The organism is Methanobrevibacter ruminantium M1 (genome assembly GCF_000024185.1).
Lineage (GTDB): Archaea > Methanobacteriota > Methanobacteria > Methanobacteriales > Methanobacteriaceae > Methanobrevibacter > Methanobrevibacter ruminantium.
The window spans coordinates 2591517-2614646 of the sequence record NC_013790.1; the positions used below are offsets into that span (position 1 = coordinate 2591517).

10 protein-coding genes and 1 other RNA gene are annotated in these 23130 nt (G+C 34.8%); 7 read left to right on the forward strand and 4 right to left on the reverse strand.

Going from position 1 to position 23130, the window contains the following annotated elements; translation table 11 throughout:
- The first annotated feature begins 126 nt into the window (after positions 1 to 126).
- Both hypF and MRU_RS10225 read left to right on the forward strand, forming a co-directional pair.
- Positions 127 to 2574 carry a carbamoyltransferase HypF gene (gene hypF, locus MRU_RS10220; protein WP_012956832.1) on the forward strand — a complete coding sequence of 816 codons (2448 nt, stop codon included), beginning with the start codon at positions 127 to 129 and terminating at the stop codon, positions 2572 to 2574.
- A gap of 189 nt (positions 2575 to 2763) precedes the next feature.
- On the forward strand, positions 2764 to 3261 hold the full coding sequence (locus MRU_RS10225; protein WP_012956833.1) for a hypothetical protein: 498 nt from the start codon (positions 2764 to 2766) through the stop codon (positions 3259 to 3261).
- 175 nt (positions 3262 to 3436) lie between these two features.
- Here MRU_RS10225 and MRU_RS10230 read toward each other — a convergent pair whose 3' ends face one another.
- Positions 3437 to 4279, reverse strand: coding sequence for a 4Fe-4S binding protein (locus MRU_RS10230; protein WP_012956834.1), 843 nt, complete (start codon positions 4277 to 4279; stop codon positions 3437 to 3439).
- Between the two features lie 180 nt (positions 4280 to 4459).
- A complete protein-coding gene (locus MRU_RS10235) occupies positions 4460 to 4975 on the reverse strand; it encodes an ArsR/SmtB family transcription factor (protein ID WP_012956835.1) in 516 nt (171 codons plus the stop codon).
- A 710-nt stretch (positions 4976 to 5685) separates the two neighbouring features.
- Between MRU_RS10235 and MRU_RS10240 the strand changes: the two genes are divergently transcribed.
- The 5 genes from MRU_RS10240 (at position 5686) to MRU_RS10260 (ending at position 12863) form a co-directional block, all read left to right on the forward strand.
- Positions 5686 to 6297 (forward strand): nucleotide exchange factor GrpE, encoded by a 612-nt coding sequence (locus MRU_RS10240; protein ID WP_394296005.1) that lies wholly within the window; start codon positions 5686 to 5688, stop codon positions 6295 to 6297.
- Positions 6298 to 6566: 269 nt separating this feature from the next.
- Positions 6567 to 8462: a molecular chaperone DnaK gene (gene dnaK, locus MRU_RS10245; RefSeq protein ID WP_012956837.1), complete on the forward strand. Its 1896-nt coding sequence runs from the start codon at positions 6567 to 6569 to the stop codon at positions 8460 to 8462.
- Between the two features lie 630 nt (positions 8463 to 9092).
- Positions 9093 to 10259 (forward strand): molecular chaperone DnaJ, encoded by a 1167-nt coding sequence (dnaJ, locus tag MRU_RS10250; RefSeq protein ID WP_048812522.1) that lies wholly within the window; start codon positions 9093 to 9095, stop codon positions 10257 to 10259.
- Between the two features lie 558 nt (positions 10260 to 10817).
- Positions 10818 to 11579 carry a 6-carboxyhexanoate--CoA ligase gene (locus MRU_RS10255; protein WP_048812523.1) on the forward strand — a complete coding sequence of 254 codons (762 nt, stop codon included), beginning with the start codon at positions 10818 to 10820 and terminating at the stop codon, positions 11577 to 11579.
- Positions 11580 to 11618: 39 nt separating this feature from the next.
- The gene (locus MRU_RS10260) at positions 11619 to 12863 is read left to right on the forward strand and encodes an aminotransferase class I/II-fold pyridoxal phosphate-dependent enzyme (protein WP_012956840.1); all 1245 of its coding nucleotides are present in this window, start codon (positions 11619 to 11621) and stop codon (positions 12861 to 12863) included.
- A gap of 102 nt (positions 12864 to 12965) precedes the next feature.
- Here the strand turns inward: MRU_RS10260 and MRU_RS10265 are convergent, their stop codons facing one another.
- Positions 12966 to 22496: an Ig-like domain repeat protein gene (locus MRU_RS10265; protein ID WP_012956841.1), complete on the reverse strand. Its 9531-nt coding sequence runs from the start codon at positions 22494 to 22496 to the stop codon at positions 12966 to 12968.
- A gap of 249 nt (positions 22497 to 22745) precedes the next feature.
- An RNA gene (rnpB, locus tag MRU_RS11275) (RNase P RNA component) lies at positions 22746 to 23028 on the reverse strand.
- Between the last annotated feature and the right edge of the window lie 102 nt (positions 23029 to 23130).

The following is a 23130-nucleotide window of genomic DNA, read 5'->3' on the forward strand; positions in this document are numbered from 1 at the left end:
TTAATCTGAAAAGTTAATACTGTAAAAAAAACTGTACTTATACTGTAAATTAAAATTATAAATTTTATACAAATATTTTTTTACAAATAATTTATTTTTATTTCATTTTAAAAAGATGGTGGAATTGTGGAGTCAATTAAAGTATTAGTAGAAGGAATCGTACAAGGAGTGGGCTTTAGACCCTTTGTATATAGAATAGCTACCGAGCTGGAACTGGTAGGATACGTTAGAAACTTAGGAAACGTAGTTGAAATAATATTACAAGGAACAGACAATCAATTAGCTGACTTTATATACAAACTCCAGAACGAACTTCCTCCAATAGCTAAAATAAATAATTTAAGAACTGAAGATATAGAAATTGACTCCCCATATACTGATTTTACAATCAAGGAAAGTTCAGACAGCTTTTCTGGAACTTCTGTTATCCCTCCTGACCTTGCAATATGCGATAAGTGCCTAGAGGAAATCAATGACCCCCAAAACAGACGCTACAAATATCCATTCAATGCATGCACAGACTGCGGGCCTAGATTTACAGTTATTGAAAACGTTCCATATGACCGGGACAAGACCACAATGGATGACTTTCCATTATGCGATGAATGTGAAATAGAATATAAAAATCCATTGGACAGACGTTATCATGCAGAAGCAAGCTGCTGTGAAGTCTGTGGACCTTCATTAAAACTAATGAAAAATGAAACCGAAGAAGGAATCTCTACAGATAAAGAAGGAAATGAAATAAAAGCAATGAAACGAACAGCAATCGATACAGAATCCAATGACCCATTAAAAGACACTGCAAGGCTTCTTGATGAAGGAAAGATATTTGCAATCAAAGGAATTGGAGGAACACACCTTGTTGCAAACGTTAAGGATGAAAAAGCTGTAAGCACATTAAGAGAAAGGTTAGGCAGAAAGAACCAAGCATTTGCAGTTATGAGTCCAGACATTGAAACTGTAAGGACATTTGCAATTGTATCAGATGAAGAAGAGAAAACATTGCTTTCCAAGGAAAGACCTATCGTAATTTTAAAAAAATCAAAGGATTACGACTTTGCAGAGTCTGTATCCCCAAGACTTCACAATATTGGAGTGATGCTACCTTATGCTCCTTTACATCATCTGCTCTTTAATGAAACAGATAGCCCTGCATACATCATGACATCAGCTAATGTCCCTGGAGAGCCTATGATGATTACAAATGAGGAAATCCTTCAAAACCTTGATGAAATAGCCGATTATTACCTCATTCACAACAGAAGAATCCTAAACAGATGTGACGACTCAGTTGCAAGATTCAGAAACAACGAACTTGCTTTCATAAGACGCTCAAGAGGATACACACCAGAGCCTTATGACTTAAAGGGAAAATACACAGATATCAATCCAGACTTTGACAATCTGAACATTCTTGCCCTTGGACCTGAATTGGACGTCACATTTACAATATTAAAGAATTCAAAGGCATATGTATCCCAGCATATCGGAAATACAAACAAATACAGAACCTATGAATTCCTTCAAGAAGCTATAAAGCATATGATGAGAATTACCAAAACAGACAGCTTCGATGCAATCGCCTGTGATTTGCACCCACAATTCTTTACAACAAGATTAGCTAAGGAATATGCTGAAAAATACGACTGCCCATTGATTCCAGTTCAGCACCACCACGCTCATGGAATCTCCTTATTGAATGACCATTATGATGATAATGATTTGAATGAAATGATTATTATCGCTGCAGATGGAGTTGGATATGGTGCTGATGGCAATTCTTGGGGTGGGGAAATCCTATACACAGACATAAAAGGATTTGAAAGAATGGCTTCCCTTATGCCTCAAAAGATGCCTGGAGGAGACTTATGTACCAAATATCCTGCAAGAATGATGGCATCTATCCTATCAAACCCTGAAAGCGACTATGAGAATGAGAAATACACAAAGGAATACATAGAGGAATTGCTTAACAACAATTACTTAGACTCCTTTAAACATGGATCTGTTGAAATAAAAAGCCTATTTAGACAAATGGAAACCAATCTTAATGTTGGAATAAACACAAGTACTGGAAGAGTTCTTGATTCCGTTTCAACAGCACTCCATATCTGTGATGAGCGCAGCTATGAAGGAGAAGCATCCATGAAACTAGAGTCATATGCCTTCGAATATAAAGGAGAAGGCTCTCTTGATGACTTCCCAATAATTGTTAAAGAGTATGAAGATGAAAATGGAAAACGGTTGATTCTAGATACTACAGCAATTCTAAGATACATCATAGACAAAATAGAAGAAGGAGAAGACCTCCACAAGATTGCAGCTGCAGGCCAAAAGGCAGTAAGCATTGGACTTGCAAAACTTGCCATTGAATCTGCAAAAGAAAAAGGAATAACTACAATCGGAGCAACAGGAGGAGTCTTCTATAACGAAGCCATTACAGATTACATCAAAACATACATAGAAAAAGAAGGCTTTGATTTCATTCAACACATTAACTCATGTCCTGGAGACGGTTCTGTCTCTTTAGGCCAAGCCATTGTAGCAGGAACTAATTTGAATAATTTTTAAAAAAGGAGTTTAAAAAAACTTCAAACATGAACAAAATAAATAATAAAAAAAAGGACTTTTATGAAAAGTTTCATTATATTCTCATTTAAAAAACTAAATTAAATCCGATTAAGAGCTAAAACAAGCCCTTTTAAAAGGTTTAAATATAAATATCAAAAAAGAGATATGTATTATTTAGAGATGATATAAATGAAAAGAAAAGTAATTATGATATTGGCAATATTGCTTGCCGTTGGAATGACACTTACTGCAGTAAGTGCAGAGGACAGTTGGAGTTTTAACTTCTCCAGCGAAGAAAACTCCGACGGAGGATCAATAAACTTTGAAAATGGAAAATTGACAATACAAGGTATTGAATTTACCATTCCTGACGGATATGAAATGGATGAATCATCAAAGAAAGTAGCTGAAGACGCTGAAGATTTTGATGCAAAATATTCAGCATGCAAATTCACTAAAGGCGATGATGAAATTGTTGTAAATGTCTTCTTTACAGATGGGGATTTCGAAAACCTTAGCGCAAATAATGCCGACCAAGTCGAAAAAACCTTAAACGACATTAAAGGTTTATACGAAGAAAATAAATATGGCGATAATACTCCAACATTCACTTATATTGAAGATGGTAAAGTCGTTAAAATAAATGCCCCTAATGATGAAATCATTGAATCAGTAATGGGAAAATAAGATAAATTTATATAATTTATCTTTTTTTATTTTTTTTTTAATTTTTTAAACTTAGTACAAAAAACTCATTTTAAAAAGAAAAAACATTTTCGAAAGAGAATACTTTCTAAAACAAATAATATTAACTATTTTTTAAAATAAACCACCATTAATCCAGAACTATCAAGCATGAGGGTTATAGAAAAAGAGCATCATTGCCACATTCCTTGGCACAGCTTAAGCATAAAATGCATTCTGTACCGTTTTTCTTATTTTTATCATTATTGCAAATATCAACATCCATAGGACAAACCCTATAGCATTTATTGCAACTGATACAATTTTCCCTTTTGTACTTTACCTTTAATAAAGAGTATCTTGCCCCTATCTTTAAAAAGACTGTGGTAGGGCAAATGTATTTGCAAAAAGCCCTATTGTCCTTTAAAGCATATGCAAGGATGATTCCAACTGTGTAGTAAACAATGTTTCCCGCTATAAACAGATAAAACATCACTGTGCTTAAATTAGGCACATTCATCATAAAAAGCAATCCAACACCTATTAAGGAAGCAATGAAAAGAATATATCTGATGAAACCAAAATTCTTTCTTTCATGGTCAAGGTTTTTGTTTGGAGTCTTATAAGGCAAAAGATCAAGAATCATTGCAGTCCAGCATGCATATCCACACCATCCACGGCCAAAAAGGAATGGTCCTAAGATCTTTGCAACGAGATAGTGGATCACTGCAGCTTCAAAGACCCCTAAAAAGAGATAATACCAGAATCCCTCTATCATCATGTTTTCTCTGGAGATTATTCCAAGATAAACCAGCATATATAGTCCGATGGCCAATTGAATAAAGTTTCTAGCGTATTTTGAATATTTGCTATCTACATTGTACAAATAAAGACCGATTGATAGACAGGCTCCTATGTATGTGAAATTGAATAGGTAGAAAATATCATTTAATGTAATGAATAATAGGATGGCTATTATTTCAAAAACTGCAAAAAATATAATTATTGATGATTTTTTCATTAAAACGACCTCAATTGATAATATAATATTAAGTTTAGTATATCCACATTTACGGACAAAATTAAACAAACTTAAAAAAAATAATAAAAAATAATTATAAATATATTATAAATATATTAAATCTAAAAAATTATAGTTTTAAAGTAAAAATAGTAAAAAAAGAGTAAAAATTAAAAAGAACTAATACTTATTATAAGTCCTTTCTAAAATGTATTCTGCTCTTTCTTTTAGGTTGTCATACAAACGTATCTGACTTTTCAACTCTTCAATCGCCTCAGTATGACCTTGATCAATTCTCTTTTCAATGTCCAACAACTTAGACCATTCATCACCTGAAGGCAATTGAGGAACGTGATTGGCATTTAACATATCCTGAGAGATAGCCACATTAAATGTATTTTTGGTAATTGTAATATTCACATTCACATCATTAGGCATGTCATAATACTTTCTAGGACGGCCCCTCACTACCTTTTTGGTTGAAGAAGTTAAAATACCAATATCTTCCATAGCCCTTAAATGTTCAATAATAGCTTTCTGTCCTATTTGGAGCTCTTGAGATATTTCACTAACAAATCTTGGCTCTTCCCTTAAGAGATCCATGATGTCACGTCTAGTCTTACATCCCATAACATCAAGAATAGCTTCCATATCAACATCATTTAGATTTTGTTGATTCTGCCCTTCATTTTCCATATTTGACCTCCATAAAAATTATCAATATAATTATTTTATAAAATAAATGATTTCTGAAATTTTATAAGAATTATACTTAAAAAAATCAATATTATCCTTTCACATTAAAATATAAGTCAAAAGTATTATATTAACTTTTTGTTACTAAAATTTAATACCATAATAATAAAACCCCATATAATAAAATTACTTTTTGTAAGAAAAAACCGAAATGTTTATATAACATTTTGTTACTAAAGTAAGTATAGAGAAAGATAACTTTTTGTTACTTTAATAAAATTGACAAAAATAAAATCTAAATCCTAAAGAGATTTCCCATAAATTGGCAAAAGCGACTTACCAACTACCTTTGCCGATTATGAGAAAATACAAACGTTATTGAAAGAAACCATAAAATTCTATAAGCTAATAACATAGGATGTATCAAAGAATATTTCAATTCCTCTTTAAAATCACACTATATGATAGAAAATGAAAAACGAACGACATAAAATACTTCAAATTCTTTAACCCAAAAAGAATAAAAATCAAATTTCTTTGGTAGAGTCAAATATTAAAGGAGCTAATTGATTTCTTTCTCTTTATACTTATAATTTTTAATTAATAAAAACCGTCAAAAGGTGACTTAGATGGCTAATAAAAAAGAAGAAGAAAAGGAAGAAGAATCTGAAGATGCTAAAAAAAGCACTAAAGATAAGATCAAGTCTAAAATTTCAAAATCTTCAGATGATTCCTCTAGTGACAATGAAGAATCCTCTAGCGATAAAGAGGAATCTTCTAAGGATGACGAAAAAGACAAGGAATTAGCTAAATTAAATGAAGACCTTGAAAAGAAAGATGAAGAAATAGGAGAACTTAAATCCCATATCCAACGTCTTCAAGCAGATTTCGACAATTTCAGAAAACAGAACGACAAGCAAAAGCAAGACCTAATCCGCTTTGCAAACGAAGGTCTTATCGTAAAGTTCCTGGATGTCTATGAAGATATGGAAAGGGCTCTTGAAAATTCAAAGACTGAAGAAGAACTTAGAGAAGGTTTAGAATTAATTTATTCTAAGATGAAAGGCACTTTAGAAAAGGAAGGAGTCGAAGAAATCCCTGCAGTTGGAGAGAAATTCGATCCATTCAAGCACGAAGCATTGCTTACTGTTGACAGTCCAGATCATGAAAACAACGAAATCGTTGATGAGCTCATGAAAGGATACACTCTCAAGGGTAAAGTGATTAAATATTCTAAAGTAAGAGTTTGTAAAAAAGCAAAAAAAGCTGAAATAAATAAAGCTGAAGAAGCAAAAGATGATGAGGATAAAAAAGAAGAATAACTGAATCGTCTAAAAAGCTAATCTTCAAATAAAAAAAACAAATTAAAAAAATTCTTTAAAAAGAAATACTTCTAAAAGAATAACTTAAAAAATTATTTAAAAAGAAATAATTCAAAAAAGAATAACTTAAAAAAATCATATTTATAATAATTATTTTATAATTATAGTAAACTTTTATAATAAAAATAGTAAATAAAAATTTATTATTTTTATAAAAATAATTTTTATTAAATTACAAAATTCAAAAAAACATACAAAAGGTGAGAATTATGGCTGATGCTAAAAAAGAAAAAATCATTGGAATTGACTTAGGAACCAGTAACTCTGCTGCATCCGTACTTGTCGGTGGTAAACCTACCGTTATCCCAAGTGCAGAAGGTGCAAGCCAATACGGTAAGGCATTTCCAAGTTATGTCGCATTTACTGAAGACGGACAACAATTAGTCGGTGAACCTGCAAGAAGACAAGCAGTAACCAACCCTGAAAACACAATCAGTGCAATCAAAAGAAAAATGGGTACCGACTACAAAGTAACTATCCAAGGAAAACAATACACTCCTCAGGAAATCTCTGCAAAGATCTTGCAAAAAATCAAAAAAGATGCAGAATCCTTCTTAGGAGAACCTGTAGAAAAAGCTGTAATCACTGTACCAGCTTACTTTGACGATAACCAAAGAACTGCAACCAAAGACGCAGGTACCATTGCAGGCCTTGATGTAGTAAGACTCGTAAACGAACCTACCGCAGCAAGCCTTGCATACGGAATTGACAAACAGGATGACGACGATGACGTAAACATCCTTGTATTCGACTTAGGTGGAGGTACCTTAGACGTAACCATCATGGAATTCGGTGGAGGAGTATTTGAAGTGCAATCCACCAGCGGTGACACCCAACTCGGTGGTACCGACATGGACAATGCAATCATGAAATACTTGGCAGATGAGTTCAAGGCTGAAACCGGAATCGACTTAATGAACGATGATCAAGCAGTTCAAAGATTAAGAGAAGCAGCTGAAAAAGCTAAAATCGAATTATCCACAACCTTAACCAGTGAAGTAAACTTGCCTTTCATCAGCATGGGTGCAGACGGCAAGCCACACAACCTTATCAACAACTTAACCAGAGCAAAATTAGAAGAGTTAGTGGATCCTATAGTAAACAAATGTGGTCAACCAATCAAACAAGCATTAGACGATGCTAAAATGACCAAAAATGACATTAACAAAATCATCCTTGTAGGTGGACCTACCAGAATGCCAGTTGTACAAAAATTCGTAGAAAACTACATAGGCAAACCTGTAGAAAGAGGAATCGACCCAATGGAATGTGTAGCAATGGGTGCAGCTATCCAAGGTGGAGTACTCGCTGGAGAAATCAAAGACTTAGTTCTCTTAGACGTTACCCCATTATCCTTAGGTATTGAAACCTTAGGTGGAGTATCCACTACCCTCATTGAAAGAAACACTACAATTCCAGCTAAAAAGTCTCAAATCTTCTCAACTGCAGCTGACAACCAGCCTTCCGTAGATATTCACGTAGTCCAAGGTGAAAGAAAGATGGCAGCGGACAACACCACACTTGGAAGATTCCAATTAGTGGGAATCCCACCTGCACCAAGAGGAATGCCTCAAATTGAAGTAACCTTCGACATTGACGCAAACGGTATCATAAACGTAACCGCTCAAGACAAGGGAACTGGAAAAGAACAATCAATCACAATCACTTCCTCTACAAAACTCTCAGATGAAGAGATTGAAAAAGCTGTAAAAGAAGCAGAAATGAATGCTGAAGCAGACAAAAAGAAACAAGAGGAAATCGAAGTTAGAAACAATGCAGATTCAATGATCTACACTGCAGAAAAGACCATCAATGAGGAAGAAATCAAAGACAAAGTCTCAGATGAGGAAAGAACTAACATCGAAAGATTGGTAGCTGAACTTAGAGAATTAATCAGCGGTGACGACATACCTGCAATCAAAGATAAGACAGATGAACTCACTAAAGTCGTTCAAGACATCGGTGCAAGAATCTATCAGGAAGCTGCTGCAGCCCAACAAGCAGCACAAGGTGCAGCTGGAGGAGCAGGCCCTGACCCAAGTGCAGGACCTTCAAACGATGATGATGACGGCACAATCGATGCTGAATTCGAAGAAAAAGACTAAATATATAGTTTAAAGAAGATTAATATCTAAGTTTAAAAAAAAGATTAAATATCTAAATTTAAACTAAAAAAAACATTTTAGAATTAATTCTAAGAAAAAACAAATTTCTTAGACATTAATTCAATTTTTTAATCAAATTTATTTTGAATAAATTTTAATTAAACCTCTCAAAAAATTTAAAAAAGAATTCTAAAAGGGGAATCTGTAATTTCTCATCAAATCTAAATATATATCAACTCCGTTTAATCCCCTTTGGAATTCTTTTATTTTTATTTTTTTATTTTTCAAGATCATTTTTACTATAAAATCATTTTTACTATAAAACTACTAATAATAACTAATTAAAAATTAAAATCACTAATTAAACATGTTTTTTAAAAAAAAAACTAAAAAAATTACTAATCAAAAATCACTAATTAAACAAATTTTAAATATTAAAAATTACTAATATTACTTTTAGTGAATTAAATTATAATAATAAAATATAATAAATAATTAAAATAAATAACAAACATTATTTCATAGACGAAAAAGATTATTAAAAAGAATAAAAGAATAATTTAATTCAAACTATTTTTAAAAAACTCATACTTATTATATACTCATGAAAAACACTTAAAGGTGAGAAAATTGGCAGAGAAGCGTGACTATTATGAAGTTCTTGGAGTAGATAGAACTGCTGACGAAAAGGAAATCAAAAAAGCTTACCGTAAATTAGCAAGAAAATACCATCCGGATGTAGCTGAAGAAGACAAGAAGGAAGAAGCTACCGAAAAATTCAAAGAGATAAGTGAAGCTTACGCAGTTTTATCCGACGAAGAGAAAAGACAAAGATATGACCAATTTGGACATGCAGGTATGGATGGCTTCTCTAATGAAGACATATTTAGAAACGTTAACTTTGAAGACATCTTCCAAGGCTTCGGCGGTGGCGGAGGCTTTGAAGACATTTTCGATATTCTATTCGGCGGAAGCAGCAGATCTCGCCATTATAATGCAGGACCTCGCAGAGGCGGCGACATCTACACTGAAACAACAATCACTTTAGAGGAAGCTGCAAGCGGCGTTGAAAAGGACATCAAAATAAGACATGATGTCTTATGTCCTGAATGTGGAGGTAGCAGAGCAGAACCTGGATCTGAAGTTGAGACATGTCCCGTCTGTGGAGGAACCGGTCAAAGAAAGCAAATCAGACAAAGCCTATTCGGACAAGTAATGAATGTTGTCCAGTGTGGCGAATGTAAGGGAACCGGTAAAATAATCAAGGAGCCATGTCACAACTGTAAAGGAAAAGGAACTGTCAAGGAAGACAAGACCATCAGCGTTAAAATCCCAGCAGGAGTTGAAACAGGCAACCGTTTAAGAGTTTCAGGAGAAGGCCATGCTGGAGATCTTGGAGGAGGAAACGGAGATCTCTATGTAGAGATTAATGTAAAACCACATAAAGATTTCGAAAGAGATGGCGCAAACCTCTACTATGAAAAGCAAATCAGCTTTGTTCAAGCAAGCCTTGGTGACACTGTAGACATCCCAACCATAGATGGGGCAGTGGAACTCAAAATCCCAGCAGGTACCCAAAGCGGAACTGTTTTCAGATTAAAGGAAAAAGGTATGCCTCAAATGAGAAGAAGCACCAAAGGAAACCTTTATGTTACAATAACTGTCGTAGTTCCTCAAAAGCTTAATAAAGAACAGCAAAAGCTTTTAAGAAAATTCGCACAAATAAGCGGAGATGAAATCTCTGTCTATAAAAAAGGAATTTTTGATAAAGTAAGGGATGCTATAAACAACCCTTAGTCCCTAAAAAAGTTTTTATCTGTTTTTCTAACTATTTTTCCAAAAAGGATTTCTTTAAATCCTTATTTTTTATTTTTTTATTTTTTTATTCACACTACTTTTATTCTTTTTTAAAACCTAATTTCTATTTCTTATTCTCACTACTTTTACTTCTTAAGAGGACATTTACACTAATTTTCTTGAGTTCCAACAATTTGCATAACAAAAATTATAGAAAAATGTGCAAAAATTACAAAAAATATATGCACTATGTATCAGTAAAGAAAAATAAAAAATATCATTACATGAATCATCAATTAAAATAACAAACCCTATAATTAAACATGAAAAATATACCCCCACCATCATTTTAAAAACACCTCTTTTTAATTAAAATATAATAAAAAACTTTTCAAAAAATGACTCATAAAAATCCATAATTTTTTCTCAATGAAATTTTAAATTTACATTTTTACCTCCCCAACACATCTTAAATTTAAAAACTATGAAAAACATATAAATAATAGGCAGAAAATCAAAACCAAACAAAATATCAATTAAAATTATCGGATGAAACTTATGATGTATAGTATAAAAATGCGTTCAGCTAAAGGAGGGCCTCATGAAGAGGGTGGAAAACACATATCAGGTGCAGAACGTATTTTAAGAGAAGATGAAATAGAAGAAGAGCTAATAAATGTCTATAGAAGAGCTATCACACACGAAAAGGGAAAGCCAGACTTTATCAACCTCAAGATAGAAGCCATAGACGAAGACAAGATACTCTATAAGAAGAGGCTAAATATAATTCAGCACAAAGTAAGCTCAAAGGAAGAGGGATTAAAGCTAGCAAAAGAACTTCTTATAAAAAACACTGTAAGCGAAGAGGCAGCTAAAGAAGGCATATCAAGCATACAAAAGCTCAAGGAAAGCATCCATGGAGCCATGCTACTTGACAAGGACAGCGGAAAAAGAATTGATGATAAAGGAATTAAAGGAGTCCGAGTTACAGGAATAGCCAGTGCAGACATAAAGAAATATAAAGAATCCCTTAAAAGGGACGGCAGGGAAGGACTGCATCTTGAAGAGGCACTAATCCTTGCTTCAAAGATAGCAAGCTGTAAGGCAATAGTTGCCGAACTTTGCTGGTCAGATGATCCAAGCTATGTGATTGGATATGTTGGCACAAAAGAAAACTATCATCGCATCCCTATCCTAAAAGATAAGGGAAATCCAGTAGGGGGAAGGGTTTTCTTTGTTGATACAAGCCAATTAAATGACAATTACACCTTAGAGGACTTAATAGATTATCTAGAAAAACAAATAGTCTTAATCGAATAAACCAAGATTAAAAAAGTTGACACAAAAACGAGAGATAAAATGAATCCAAATCTTGAAATGAAACTAAAGGAAGAGTTAGAAGAGCTTAAAAACAATAATCTAAATAGAACCATAGATGACTTAAGATTTATAAGCTCTACAAAGGCCATAGATAAAGATGGCAAGGAATTTCTAGTATTTGGAACTAACAACTATCTTGGATTGACTCACCAACCAGATGTTATAAATGCATCTAAAAAAGCCAGCACATATGGAACTGGCTCCACAGGTTCAAGACTCACAACAGGAGCATCATTTGAAGCAAGAGAGCTAGAAGAAAACCTATCCAAATTCAAATCAACCGAATCAACTCTTATATTTAACACCGGATATATGGCCAATCTAGGAATTATCTACACACTAACAAAGGAAGATGACATTATATTCAGTGACCAACTAAACCATGCAAGCATAATAGATGGAACAAGAATATCTAAGGCTAAAGTCAGAGTCTATAAACATAAAGACACCAAAGATTTGGAAAACCTAATTCAAACTGAAATAAAAGAATTAAAAGAAAAAAACATAAACTCATCCAATTTCTTCATTGTAACAGATGGAGTATTCAGCATGGATGGTGACATAGCACCTCTTCCAGAGCTTGTAGAAATAGCAAACAAGTACAACTGCTGCCTTATCATTGATGATGCCCATGCAACTGGAGTCATTGGAAAAACAGGCAAAGGAACAGTTGAATATTACAAGGATAAAACTGGAATAGATTTAACAGAATCTGTTGATTTGCAGATAGGCACCTTAAGCAAGGCCCTTGCATCAGAAGGAGGATTTGTATGTGGAAAGAAGACCTACATAGACTATCTCATAAACAAATCAAGACCATTCATATTCTCTACAGCACTTTCCCCATCTACAATAGCAAGTGCCAACGCTGCATTAAATCTATTGAAGAAAAATAGCAATGAATATTTAACTAAACTTCAAAATAATACAAAACTTATGAGAAATCTGCTAAAAGAGGGCGGATTGAATGTGATTGATGGAGAAACACCAATCATTCCAATTATCATAGGCCCTGCAGACTTAACAAACAAGTTTTCAAAGGAATTAGAAAAAGAAGGAATCTTAGTCTCTGCAATAAGACCGCCATCAGTACCTAAAGGAGAAAGCAGATTAAGATTAACTGTTATAGCCACACATACAAAAGAAGAAATCACTTTTACAGCCAAAACCATAATAAAAATCTGGAATGATTTAAAAAAAAAACTAGAATATGAAAATCATTAAAAGTGCTTAAAAAAAAAAGAAAACTTACAAAAAACTAAAAAATCTTAAAAAAGTTGCTTAAAAAAAAAAGAAAAAATTAAGAATAGTTATTAAAAACTATCCTTAACTAATTTTTACTTTGAATTTTACACTGGTTGCCTTTGTATTGGCATCTCCATCAAATTTGGCAGTTGCTGTGTATGTTCCTTTTTTGCTTAAGGAGACCTTTACACTTGCTACACCTTTGGAATTGGTTGTTCCAGTGTAGGTTTTGCCGTTTACTGTAAACTTGATCTTCTTGCCGCTTAGTAATGTTCCTCTTTGTGATTTAAGTGTTGCAGTGACTGTTTTTGTTTTTGCTTTTGCCTTAAATGTTTTTTGAGGGGCTGTGATTTTTGGGGTTTGTTTGTTTACAGTGATTTTTGCTACTTCGAATGATGCCTGATATTTGCTGTCTCCGAGGTATGCGATAGCGAATGTGTATTGGGTTACTTTCAGGAGGTTTATTTGTAGTTTTGCGCCTCCTGTGGCATTTGTTATTCTGTCGTAGACTACTCCGTTGAATCCTATTTTGATAGGAACTCCGGCTAAAGCCTTTTTGTTGTTGTCTACTAGTTGGATTTCGAAGTATTTTCCGGCTCTTCCTTCAGCTTTTAGGACTGATTCGGTTTTCATGTCCTTGTAGAGGATGGAGGTTTCGAGTCTTGTGTTCTTTTGTGTTTTGTTTGCTGGTTCGGCGGACTCTGAATTTGCACTGTTTGGTTTTGGATATTTCTTGTTTACGTCTATTTTTGCTACTTCGAAGGATGCGTTGTAGTTGTCGTCTCCTTTGAAGCAGATTGCAAAGGTGTATCCATCCTCTTTTGCAAGGTTTATCTGTAGTTTTGCTCCGCCTTCAGAGTCTGTTGTTCTGTTGTAGATTCTTCCGTTGAAGCCTATTTGGATAGGAACTCCTGCTAGTGCTTGATTGTTTTCATCAACCAATTTGACTCTGAAGTAATTACCTATTCTGCCATCATTTGCACCTACAGGGGCAGTGGTCATATTGTTATATATGATTCTGGTTTCGATACGGTCTCTCACGGTGAAACTAGAGCTTGCAGTGGATGAATTGTATTCAGAATCTCCTTTATAGTCTGCAGTTACTGTGTAGTTTCCTATAGTAAGATTGGAAAGAGCCTTTGAACCTTTTCCACCTGTAATAGTTACATTATAGATAGAATTGCCAACTCTTAGCTCAATGACCCCATCAATAGGAGTTTTGTCTGCAGTTGTTAAGGTCAGATTGATAAGCTCATCATTTCCATATATGACTGTGGATGTGCTAATGCCTATTAGAGTATCTTTAACAGTTGAAGAAGTACCATTACCACCAGGATCAGTACCATTTCCGCCCGGAGAGGTTCCATTACCACTAGGATCAGTACCGTTACCACCAGGGCTAGTACCATTACCACTTGGAGAAGTACCATTACCACCAGGATCAGTACCATTACCACTTGGAGAAGTACCATTACCACCAGGATCAGTACCGTTACCACCAGGGCTAGTACCATTACCACTTGGAGAAGTACCATTACCACCTGGAGAAGTACCATTTCCGCTCGGAGAGGTTCCATTACCACCTGGAGAAGTACCATTTCCTTCAGGACTAGTACCGTTTCCACTGCTTCCATTGCCACTAGGTTCAGTGCCATTTCCACTATCATCAGATGGGTTTACTACCACAGTCACAGTAGCATATGAGGCATCATATAAGCTGTTTCCAGCGAAACTGATATCAATATTATAAGTTCCTGGGTTGAAGTCAATTAAGAGTTTAGCTTGTCCCTTATTGTCAGTATTCTCATTTTTAACAGTTGATGAATTAGATTTGAATTCTATGCTGATTTCAGCTAAAGGATTGGAATATTGATCTTTTAATGTAGCAATCAGGTATTTGCTTTCATTATAGCTAACATTCATATTCTCTGAGCTTAGGCTTGTAGAAGCCTTACTTATAATCACTTTAACCTTTTCATCTGACCCATCATAGTTTTTGCTGCCGTCGAAGATGAACTGTGCCCAGTATTCTCCAGGAACAATTCCATTAGCGGACACAACAATTTGACCGTTCTCATCGGTTGTTAGGTTTTTCTCACCATTAAAGTCTACCAAAACAGTTGCATTGGCAATGGATTCATTATAATTGTCTTTAAGGATCATTATAATGTTTTCGTTTCCATTGTATGTTGTGTTCAATGGGTTAGCTGAAATTTGAGAAGCGCGCTTATTGATTGTTAATGCAATTGTCTCCTCTCCATAGCCATATTCATCTGAATCTACAAATACTAATGCGTTATAGTTTCCAGCATCCAAATCTACAGTCCATCCGTCACCGCTTAGGCAGGAATAGTTGCCAATTAATTGGTTGGAACTGTCAAATACAGAGATTGTAACATTGATTCCATCTATTTGAGTACCAACATAGGACACATTGACATATAGCTTCTCTCCTGATTTATATGTGGATGTGAAGTCATTGACGGATATTACAGGTTTAGGGACATACCAGTCATCTCCTTCTATGCCTGCGTGGTTGTTTTGGAAAATAACATTATCTGAGCAGTTTCCTCCAAAGATTGCTCCACCGTATCCGCTTGCATTGTTGTTGATGAAGGTTGAATCTTCGACTCTTCCGTTATCGCCTTCCCACAGGATAGCGCCACCATAGCCCCCCTCATTTTCACCATTCGCATTTCCGTTTGCAAAGGTAATATTATTGAGGACAACATCAGGAGCGATAACCTGGAAGATACGTGCTTTGCTTGAACCGTTTATTGTGCTTCCGTTTCCATTGATTGTAACTGTGCGGTTAATGATGATTCCATGTATGAAAGCTGAATCCAACTCTGGATTAAACTCATAATATTTGTCTAAAGTTATTTCATCATCATCATTTCCATTAATGGTTCTGTTTAAGTCACTAAAGCTTGGAGGATAAACATTTATTGATAGTGTTTGGAAGATGCCTTCTGCCTTTGCAGTTACAGTGGCAGTTCCAATATTTTGAGGAGTGAATATTATCTTTTCATCCAATCCAGCAGTGTCATTTATATTTCCATTTGATGAGCTTAGGCTTAATATGATAGGATATAATAGATTATTGTCATATTCAATAAGGTCTAATCCATCATAGGCATATAATTTAAAGCTTACATCTGAGCTACCTAAAATAGATATTGGGTTTGGATCGGCTGTTGCATTTAAGAAAAGCCATACATTTCCAACGCTGCCTGCAGGTTTCTCATTGTAATTGCTTCCATTGTTTCCAAACCAGTTATAATCTGCATTGGAGCCATCATATACATCATAATGAATCTCATTTTCCCCATTGTTTAGCAAGATGTTGTTGTTGAAATTGGAATATGATTCTGAATGATCATTATGGTATACGCTAGCGCCGTCAGTTGCAGTGTTGTTTACAAATAAGCAAGAGGATACATTTCCATATTGTTCATGCCAAGCGATAGCTCCTCCATGACCATTTATGTGGTTGTTGGAGAAATTGGAATATGACACAGTACCGTTTAAATGATCCCAAAAGATAGCGCCACCGCCATCATACCCAGTTCCACTTCCTCCATTATTGAGTGAGAAATTGGAGTATGTCACATTACCGTTTTCACCACTCCACATGATAGCTCCACCACGACTACCTGCATGGTTGTTGATTAAATTGGAGTATTTGACTGTACCATATGCACCAAGCCACCAGATGGCACCTGCATCTGTTGCACTGTTGAGATAGAAATCGGAATCTGTAATAGTGCCCTTTGCACCAGCCCACCTAATAGCTCCACCAGAACCATCTACATCATTTTGAGAGAAACTGGAGTGTTTGACAGTACCGTTTTCACCGGACCAGATAATAGCCCCTCCAGTTAGGTATGCATGGTTAAAGGTGAAATTGGAGTATGATATAATACCATTTGCACCTTCCCAACGGATAGCGCCTCCACTCCTATCAGCACCCTCGCCGCTTGCATTTCCATTTGTAAATGTAATGTTATTGAGTGTTACATTATCAGCGATAACTTGGAAGATACGAGCTTTGCCTGATGCGTTTATTGTAGTGCCGTTTCCATTGATTGTCACTGTGCGGTTAATGATTATTCCATGTATGAAAGCACCATCTGTTTCTGGATCAAATTCATAATATTTTCCTAAAGTTATTTCAGCATCTTCATTGCCATTTATGGTTCTGTTTAAGTCACTGAAGCTTGCTGCACGAACATTTATTGATACTGTTTGGATGTCAAAGCCTTCCGCTTTTGCAGTTACTATGGCAGTTCCTACATTTTGAGGAGTGAATATTGCTGTTTCTTCCAACCCTACAGTTTCATTGATGTTTCCATTTGATGAAATTAAAGTTAAGTTAATAGGATATATTAAATCATTGTCATATTCAATAACATTTGTTCCATCATAGGCATATAATCTAAAAGTAATTTCAGAACTTTCACCAAGTAAGAGCATATTAGGGTCTACTGTAGCATTTAAAAATAGCCAAATATTGCCCTCAAAACCTCCTGGTTTTTCATTGTAATTGCTTAGATTATTTCCAAACCAATTATAATCTATATTTGAGCGATCAAAAATCTTGAATTTAATTTCGTTTTTTCCATTATTTAACATAATGTTATTGCTAAAATTGGAATAGGCACCCCGTTCATTATAATATACGCTGGCCTCAACATCTGCAGCATTATTTACAAATATGCAAGAAGTGACTTCACCTTCACTATCAACCCAATATAATGCACCTCCATCATTGTCAACATGATTTTGGGTGAAGACGGAATTTTCGACATTTCCGTTTCGACCATTCCAATAGATTGCACCACCTCTTCCCATAGGCAAAATAAGATGTCCGCTATGCTTAGTTTCAGCAGTATTATTTACAAATATGCAAGAAGTGACTTTACCTTCACTATCATCCCAATATAATGCACCTCCATCATTGTCAACATGATTTTGGGTGAAGACGGAATTTTCGACATTTCCGTTTCGACCATTCCAATAGATTGCACCACCCTTAATTGCATCGTTGTTGGTGAAATTTGAATATTTTACAATACTCTCTGCACCAGAGCAATAAATCGCACCTCCAGCAAAGGTAGCATGATTTTGGGTGAAGACGGAATTTTCGACATTTCCGTTTTGACCAAACCAATAAATTGCACCCCCATTAAATGCATTATTGTTGGTGAAATTTGAATATTCTACAATACTCTCAGCACCAGAGCAATAAATCGCACCTCCATAAGAGCCAGCATGATTTTGGGTGAAGACGGAATTTTCGACATTTCCGTTTTGACCAAACCAATAAATTGCACCACCATTATATGCATTATTGTTGGTGAAATTTGAATATTCTACAATACTCTCAGCACCAGAGCAATAAATCGCACCTCCATAAGAGCCAGCATGATTTTGGGTGAAGACGGAATTTTCGACATTTCCGTTTTGACCAAACCAATAAATTGCACCACCATCATTTGCATTGTTGTTAATGAAATTTGAATATTCTACAATACCATCTGTACCAAACCAATAAATTGCACCACCATCATTTGCATTGTTGTTAATGAAATTTGAATATTCTACAATACCATCTGTACCAAACCAATAAATTGCACCACCATCATTTGCATTGTTGTTGGTGAAGTTAGAGTATGTTACCTTGCCGTTTCTACCTTGCCAGTAGATGGCACCACCCCTCATATCTTCACCATCATAGCCATTTACATATGCATTTGCATATCCATTAACAAAACTAATGTTATTGATGGTAACATTATCCCCGGTTATATGAAATATGGGTGCTTTGTTGGAACCGTTTATTGTAAAACCGTTTCCATTGATAGTCAATGTTCTGTTTATGACAATTCCATTTATGAAGGCAGTGTCAATCTCCGGATTATATGCATAATTTTTATCTAAAGTTATTTCAGCATCTTCATTGCCATTTATGGTTCTGTTTAAGTCACTGAAACTTCCATAAAAGATTGTTCCATATAAAACATTTATTGATATCTTTTGGATGTCAATGCCTTCTGCTTTTGTAGTCACTGTGGCAATTCCAAGATTTTCAGGAGCGAATATGGCCTTATCCTCTGTAATATCCTCAATATTTCCATTTAAGGATGTTAGGGTTAAGTTAATAGGGTATAAAAGAGTTCTATTATAATCAAGGATGTTTCTTCCATCGTAGGCATATAATTTATATCTTATTTCAGAGCTTTCTGAGATTGATATTGTCAATGGGTTTGCTGTTGCATTTAAAAAGAGCCAAACGTTGCCATCAAAACCTGTTGGTCTTTCATTGTAATTACTTAGATTATTTCCAAACCAATTGTAGTCTGCATTGGAGCCCTCATAGACAGTGAAATGAACTTCATTATTTCCATTGTACAACATAATGTTATTGTTAAAATTAGAATGGGAATCAGACGGATAATCATTATAATATACGCTAGCACCATCATCTGCAGTATTGTTTATAAATAGGCAGGCAGAGACATTTCCATATTGAGCAAACCAGCGGATAGCCCCTCCAGCACTAGTTGCATGGTTGTTAATGAACTCTGAGTTTATGATGATTCCATTTGGGCCTTGCCAGTTGATGGCTCCACCATCATCGTTTGCATATCCATTTATGAAAGTAATGTTATCGATAGTGACGTTAGGAGCAGTTACTTGGAAGATGCGAGCTTTATCTAAACCGTTTATTGTGTTTCCGTTTCCATTTATTGTTACTGTGTGGGTTATGTTGATTCCATTTATGAAAGCAGCATCTATCTCTGGTATATATGCATAATTTTTATCTAAAATTATTTCAAAGCCTTCGTTGCCATTTATGGTTCTGTTTAAGTCACTGAAACTTGCTTCGAAAACCTTTATTGATATTGTTTGGATGTCAGTGCCTGCTGCTTTTGCTGTTACTGTGGCAGTTCCAAGATTTTGAGGGGTGAATATGACTTTTTCTTCCAGTGCGACATTATCATTGACTATTCCATTTGTTGAACTTAAGGTTAATGTGATAGGATATAAAAGATGATTATCATATTCTTGAATTTCTCTTCCATTATAAGCATATAACTTATAGCTAATTTCTGAACTGTTTGAAATTAAGATTGTATCTGGGTTTGCTGTTGCATTTAAAAAGAGCCATATATCTCCAATTATGCCAGTTGTTGCGTCATTGTAATTGCTTGAGTTATGTCCAAACCAATTGTAGTCTGCATTGGAGCCGTTATAGACTGTGAAATGAACTTCATTATTTCCATTGTACAACATAATGTTATTGTTAAAATTAGAATGGGAATCAGATGGATAATTGTTATGGTATACGTTAGCGCCATCATCTGCAGTGTTGTTTATGAATAGGCAAGTAGAGACATTTCCATATTGGGCTTGCCAGATTATTGCTCCTCCAGCACCTGTTGCATGGTTGTTATAAAAAGTTGAGTTTTCAATATTACCATTTGCGCCAGACCAATGGATTGCACCACCATCTTTATCCTCATCAGTGCTGCCATTTGCATATCCATTTGCAAAAGTGACATTATTGATGGCGACATTAGAGGCAGTTACTTGGAAAATACGGGCATTGTTAGAACCGTTTATTGTAAAGCCATTTCCATTTATTGTTACAGTGCGATTTATGATAACTCCATTTATGAAAGCAGCATCGGTCTCTGGATCAAATATATAATGTTTATTTAAAGTTATTATGGAGTCTTCGTTGCCATTTATGGTTCTGTTCAAGTCGCTAAAGCTTGGCACATAAACATTTATTGGTACTGAGCCAATGTAACTGCCTTCTGCATATACATCTACTGAGGTATATCCAAGAGTTTGAGGGGTGAATATGGCCTTTTCTTCCAATCCTACGGTATCATTGACGTTGCCGTAGTTAGAATTTAGAGTTAATTTAATAGGGTATACAAGGGCATTATCATATTCATGAACTTCTGTTCCATCATAGGAGTATAATCTAAAAGTGATTTCGCAACTTTCGCCAAGGAAGACACTATCATGGTTTACTATTGGCTGTAAAAACAACCAAGTATTACTATAAATATTTGGTTTGTCAAGGTAATTAAGTGAATTATCTCCAAACCAGTTATAGTCTGCATTGAAGCCCTCAGATGTATTAAAATTAATTTCATTACCTCCATTGTTTAGCAAAATGTTATTGTTAAAATTAGAATAAGATTTAGACTCAAACAGGTCCTCATATACGTTTGCTCTGTAATCTGAAGTATTGTTTATAAATAAACATCCAGAAATATTGGCATATGTAAGATGGTAGTCGATAGCACCAGCGCTATAACCATGATTGTTAATGAATCTAGAATATTTTATTGTCCCGTTGTCAGCGACCCATCTTACAGCGCCAGCTAAAATTGCAGTGTTGTTAGTGAAATTGGAATTTTCTACAGTTCCGTCATTTTTAGACCATTGAATAGCGCCACCATTTCTTCCACTATTGTTGGTGAAGTTAGAATGTTTGACGGTTCCTTTTTCACCATACCACCAGATAGCGCCACCAAAAGTTGCCATTCGGTTATTAATGAAGTTGGAATGTTCTACAGTCCCGTTGGCAGTATACCATGAGATAGCACCACCATTATTGTTTGCAGTGTTGTTGGCGAAGCTGGAATGTTTGACAGTCCCCCTTTCACCTTCCCAATCGATAGCGCCACCCTCTAGATATGCAGAGTTGTTGGTGAAGTTACAGAATTCGACTGTGATATCTGATCCGTAGGTATAAACAGCACCCCCCTTCTCGCTTGCATTGTTGCTGGTGAAGTTACAATATATCGCCTTGGTGTTATTACCATACAAATAGACAGCTCCACCATTTTGCCCATTGTTGCCGGTGAAGTCGGAATATTCTACTCTGCTGTTTGAACCCACCAATACGATAGCGCCGCCACCAGCATTATTTGCATTGTTGTTAATGAATTTACAATGTTGGACTATGCTGTCTGAACCATACATAAAGATAGCACCACCATAATTTTGACGATTACTATCTCCTTCCGCATATGCATCTCTAAAAGTAATGTTATTGATGATAACATTAGAAGTAAATACTTCAAAAATACGGGCAACGCCTGAACCACTTATTGTCATGCCATTTCCGTTTATTGTTATGCTGCGACTGATCATGATACCATGAATGAATGATTCATCCCCCTCGGTATACTGATAATTGTCAGTTAAATTTATTACACTAGCTCCACTATTTATGGCTTGATTCAGCCGGGTAAAAGAATATGTGTTTGGATCGGAGAGTTTGGTCTTATCATTTTTATTATCCTCACTTATTTCACTGTTATTCTCATCTAAAATAAGTTCTTCATCATTTCCAGCTAAAATTGCATTATCATTAGCATTTTCAACTGGAATGACATCGTCATAATCATTATCAGATATGATATTCTTATCTTGAACATCATCTAAAATGATTTTCTCATCATAAACATTCTCATCCAAGATGAGATTGTCACTTGAAATGTCTTCATTAGCACTGACTGCAGAAAAAGAAAGCAGGGAAATAATAAAAATCAGTGCTATATATAGAAATATTCGCTTATTCATATTATTAACCCCAATTTATATATTATACATAATTACTATTAGTTTTATTATCATTATATTATATATTTAACTAACTGTTAAAATATATTCAATCATTCGATTAATTAAATGAATATTTTTAAAAAAAGAGTAGATTTAATCATTTTTAAATTAAACATAAATAAAAACTTTATAAAAATCAAAAAAAGAAGATTTATAAGCCAAATAGTAAAACCTTTTGATCAAACTTTTTTTAAAAGTTTGAAAATGGTATGCCGAGAGTAACCCACATTCTGTTTTATACAGCATTCGTCTTAGCGAACTACTTTGCTTCCCATAGAGGTCATCAGCACCTTTGCTCTTGCATCCTGTAGATTGGCCGTTTCACCGATTCTTTTAATGTCCATCAGTCAAGCATCATTGTCATCCATTAAAAGCCGTGTCGTTTCTGCTCCAGAGTCATACTTCTCAGCATAAGTCTTTCGACTTTACAGTCTATTTGATGTGCGGAGTTTCCCTAGTTAAAAATAACCAGCAGCTGTCTTCGGCTTACCATTAGATATAATTTTATTTTTTATAGTATAAATAATTAAAATAAATCAAAAACAGTGATAAAAAATAGTGGAAATGTGAAAATCAAAAAGTGATAAAAATA

What these genes read in the sequence shown, in the direction of transcription:
- MRU_RS10225 (WP_012956833.1), top strand. Translation starts at nt 2,764, where the DNA reads ATGAAAAGAAAAGTAATTATGATATTGGCAATATTGCTTGCCGTTGGA.
- MRU_RS10230 (WP_012956834.1), bottom strand. Translation starts at nt 4,279, where the DNA reads ATGAAAAAATCATCAATAATTATATTTTTTGCAGTTTTTGAAATAATA.
- MRU_RS10235 (WP_012956835.1), bottom strand. Translation starts at nt 4,975, where the DNA reads ATGGAAAATGAAGGGCAGAATCAACAAAATCTAAATGATGTTGATATG.
- dnaK (WP_012956837.1), top strand. Translation starts at nt 6,567, where the DNA reads ATGGCTGATGCTAAAAAAGAAAAAATCATTGGAATTGACTTAGGAACC.
- MRU_RS10255 (WP_048812523.1), top strand. Translation starts at nt 10,818, where the DNA reads ATGATGTATAGTATAAAAATGCGTTCAGCTAAAGGAGGGCCTCATGAA.
- MRU_RS10260 (WP_012956840.1), top strand. Translation starts at nt 11,619, where the DNA reads ATGAATCCAAATCTTGAAATGAAACTAAAGGAAGAGTTAGAAGAGCTT.
- MRU_RS10265 (WP_012956841.1), bottom strand. Translation starts at nt 22,496, where the DNA reads ATGAATAAGCGAATATTTCTATATATAGCACTGATTTTTATTATTTCC.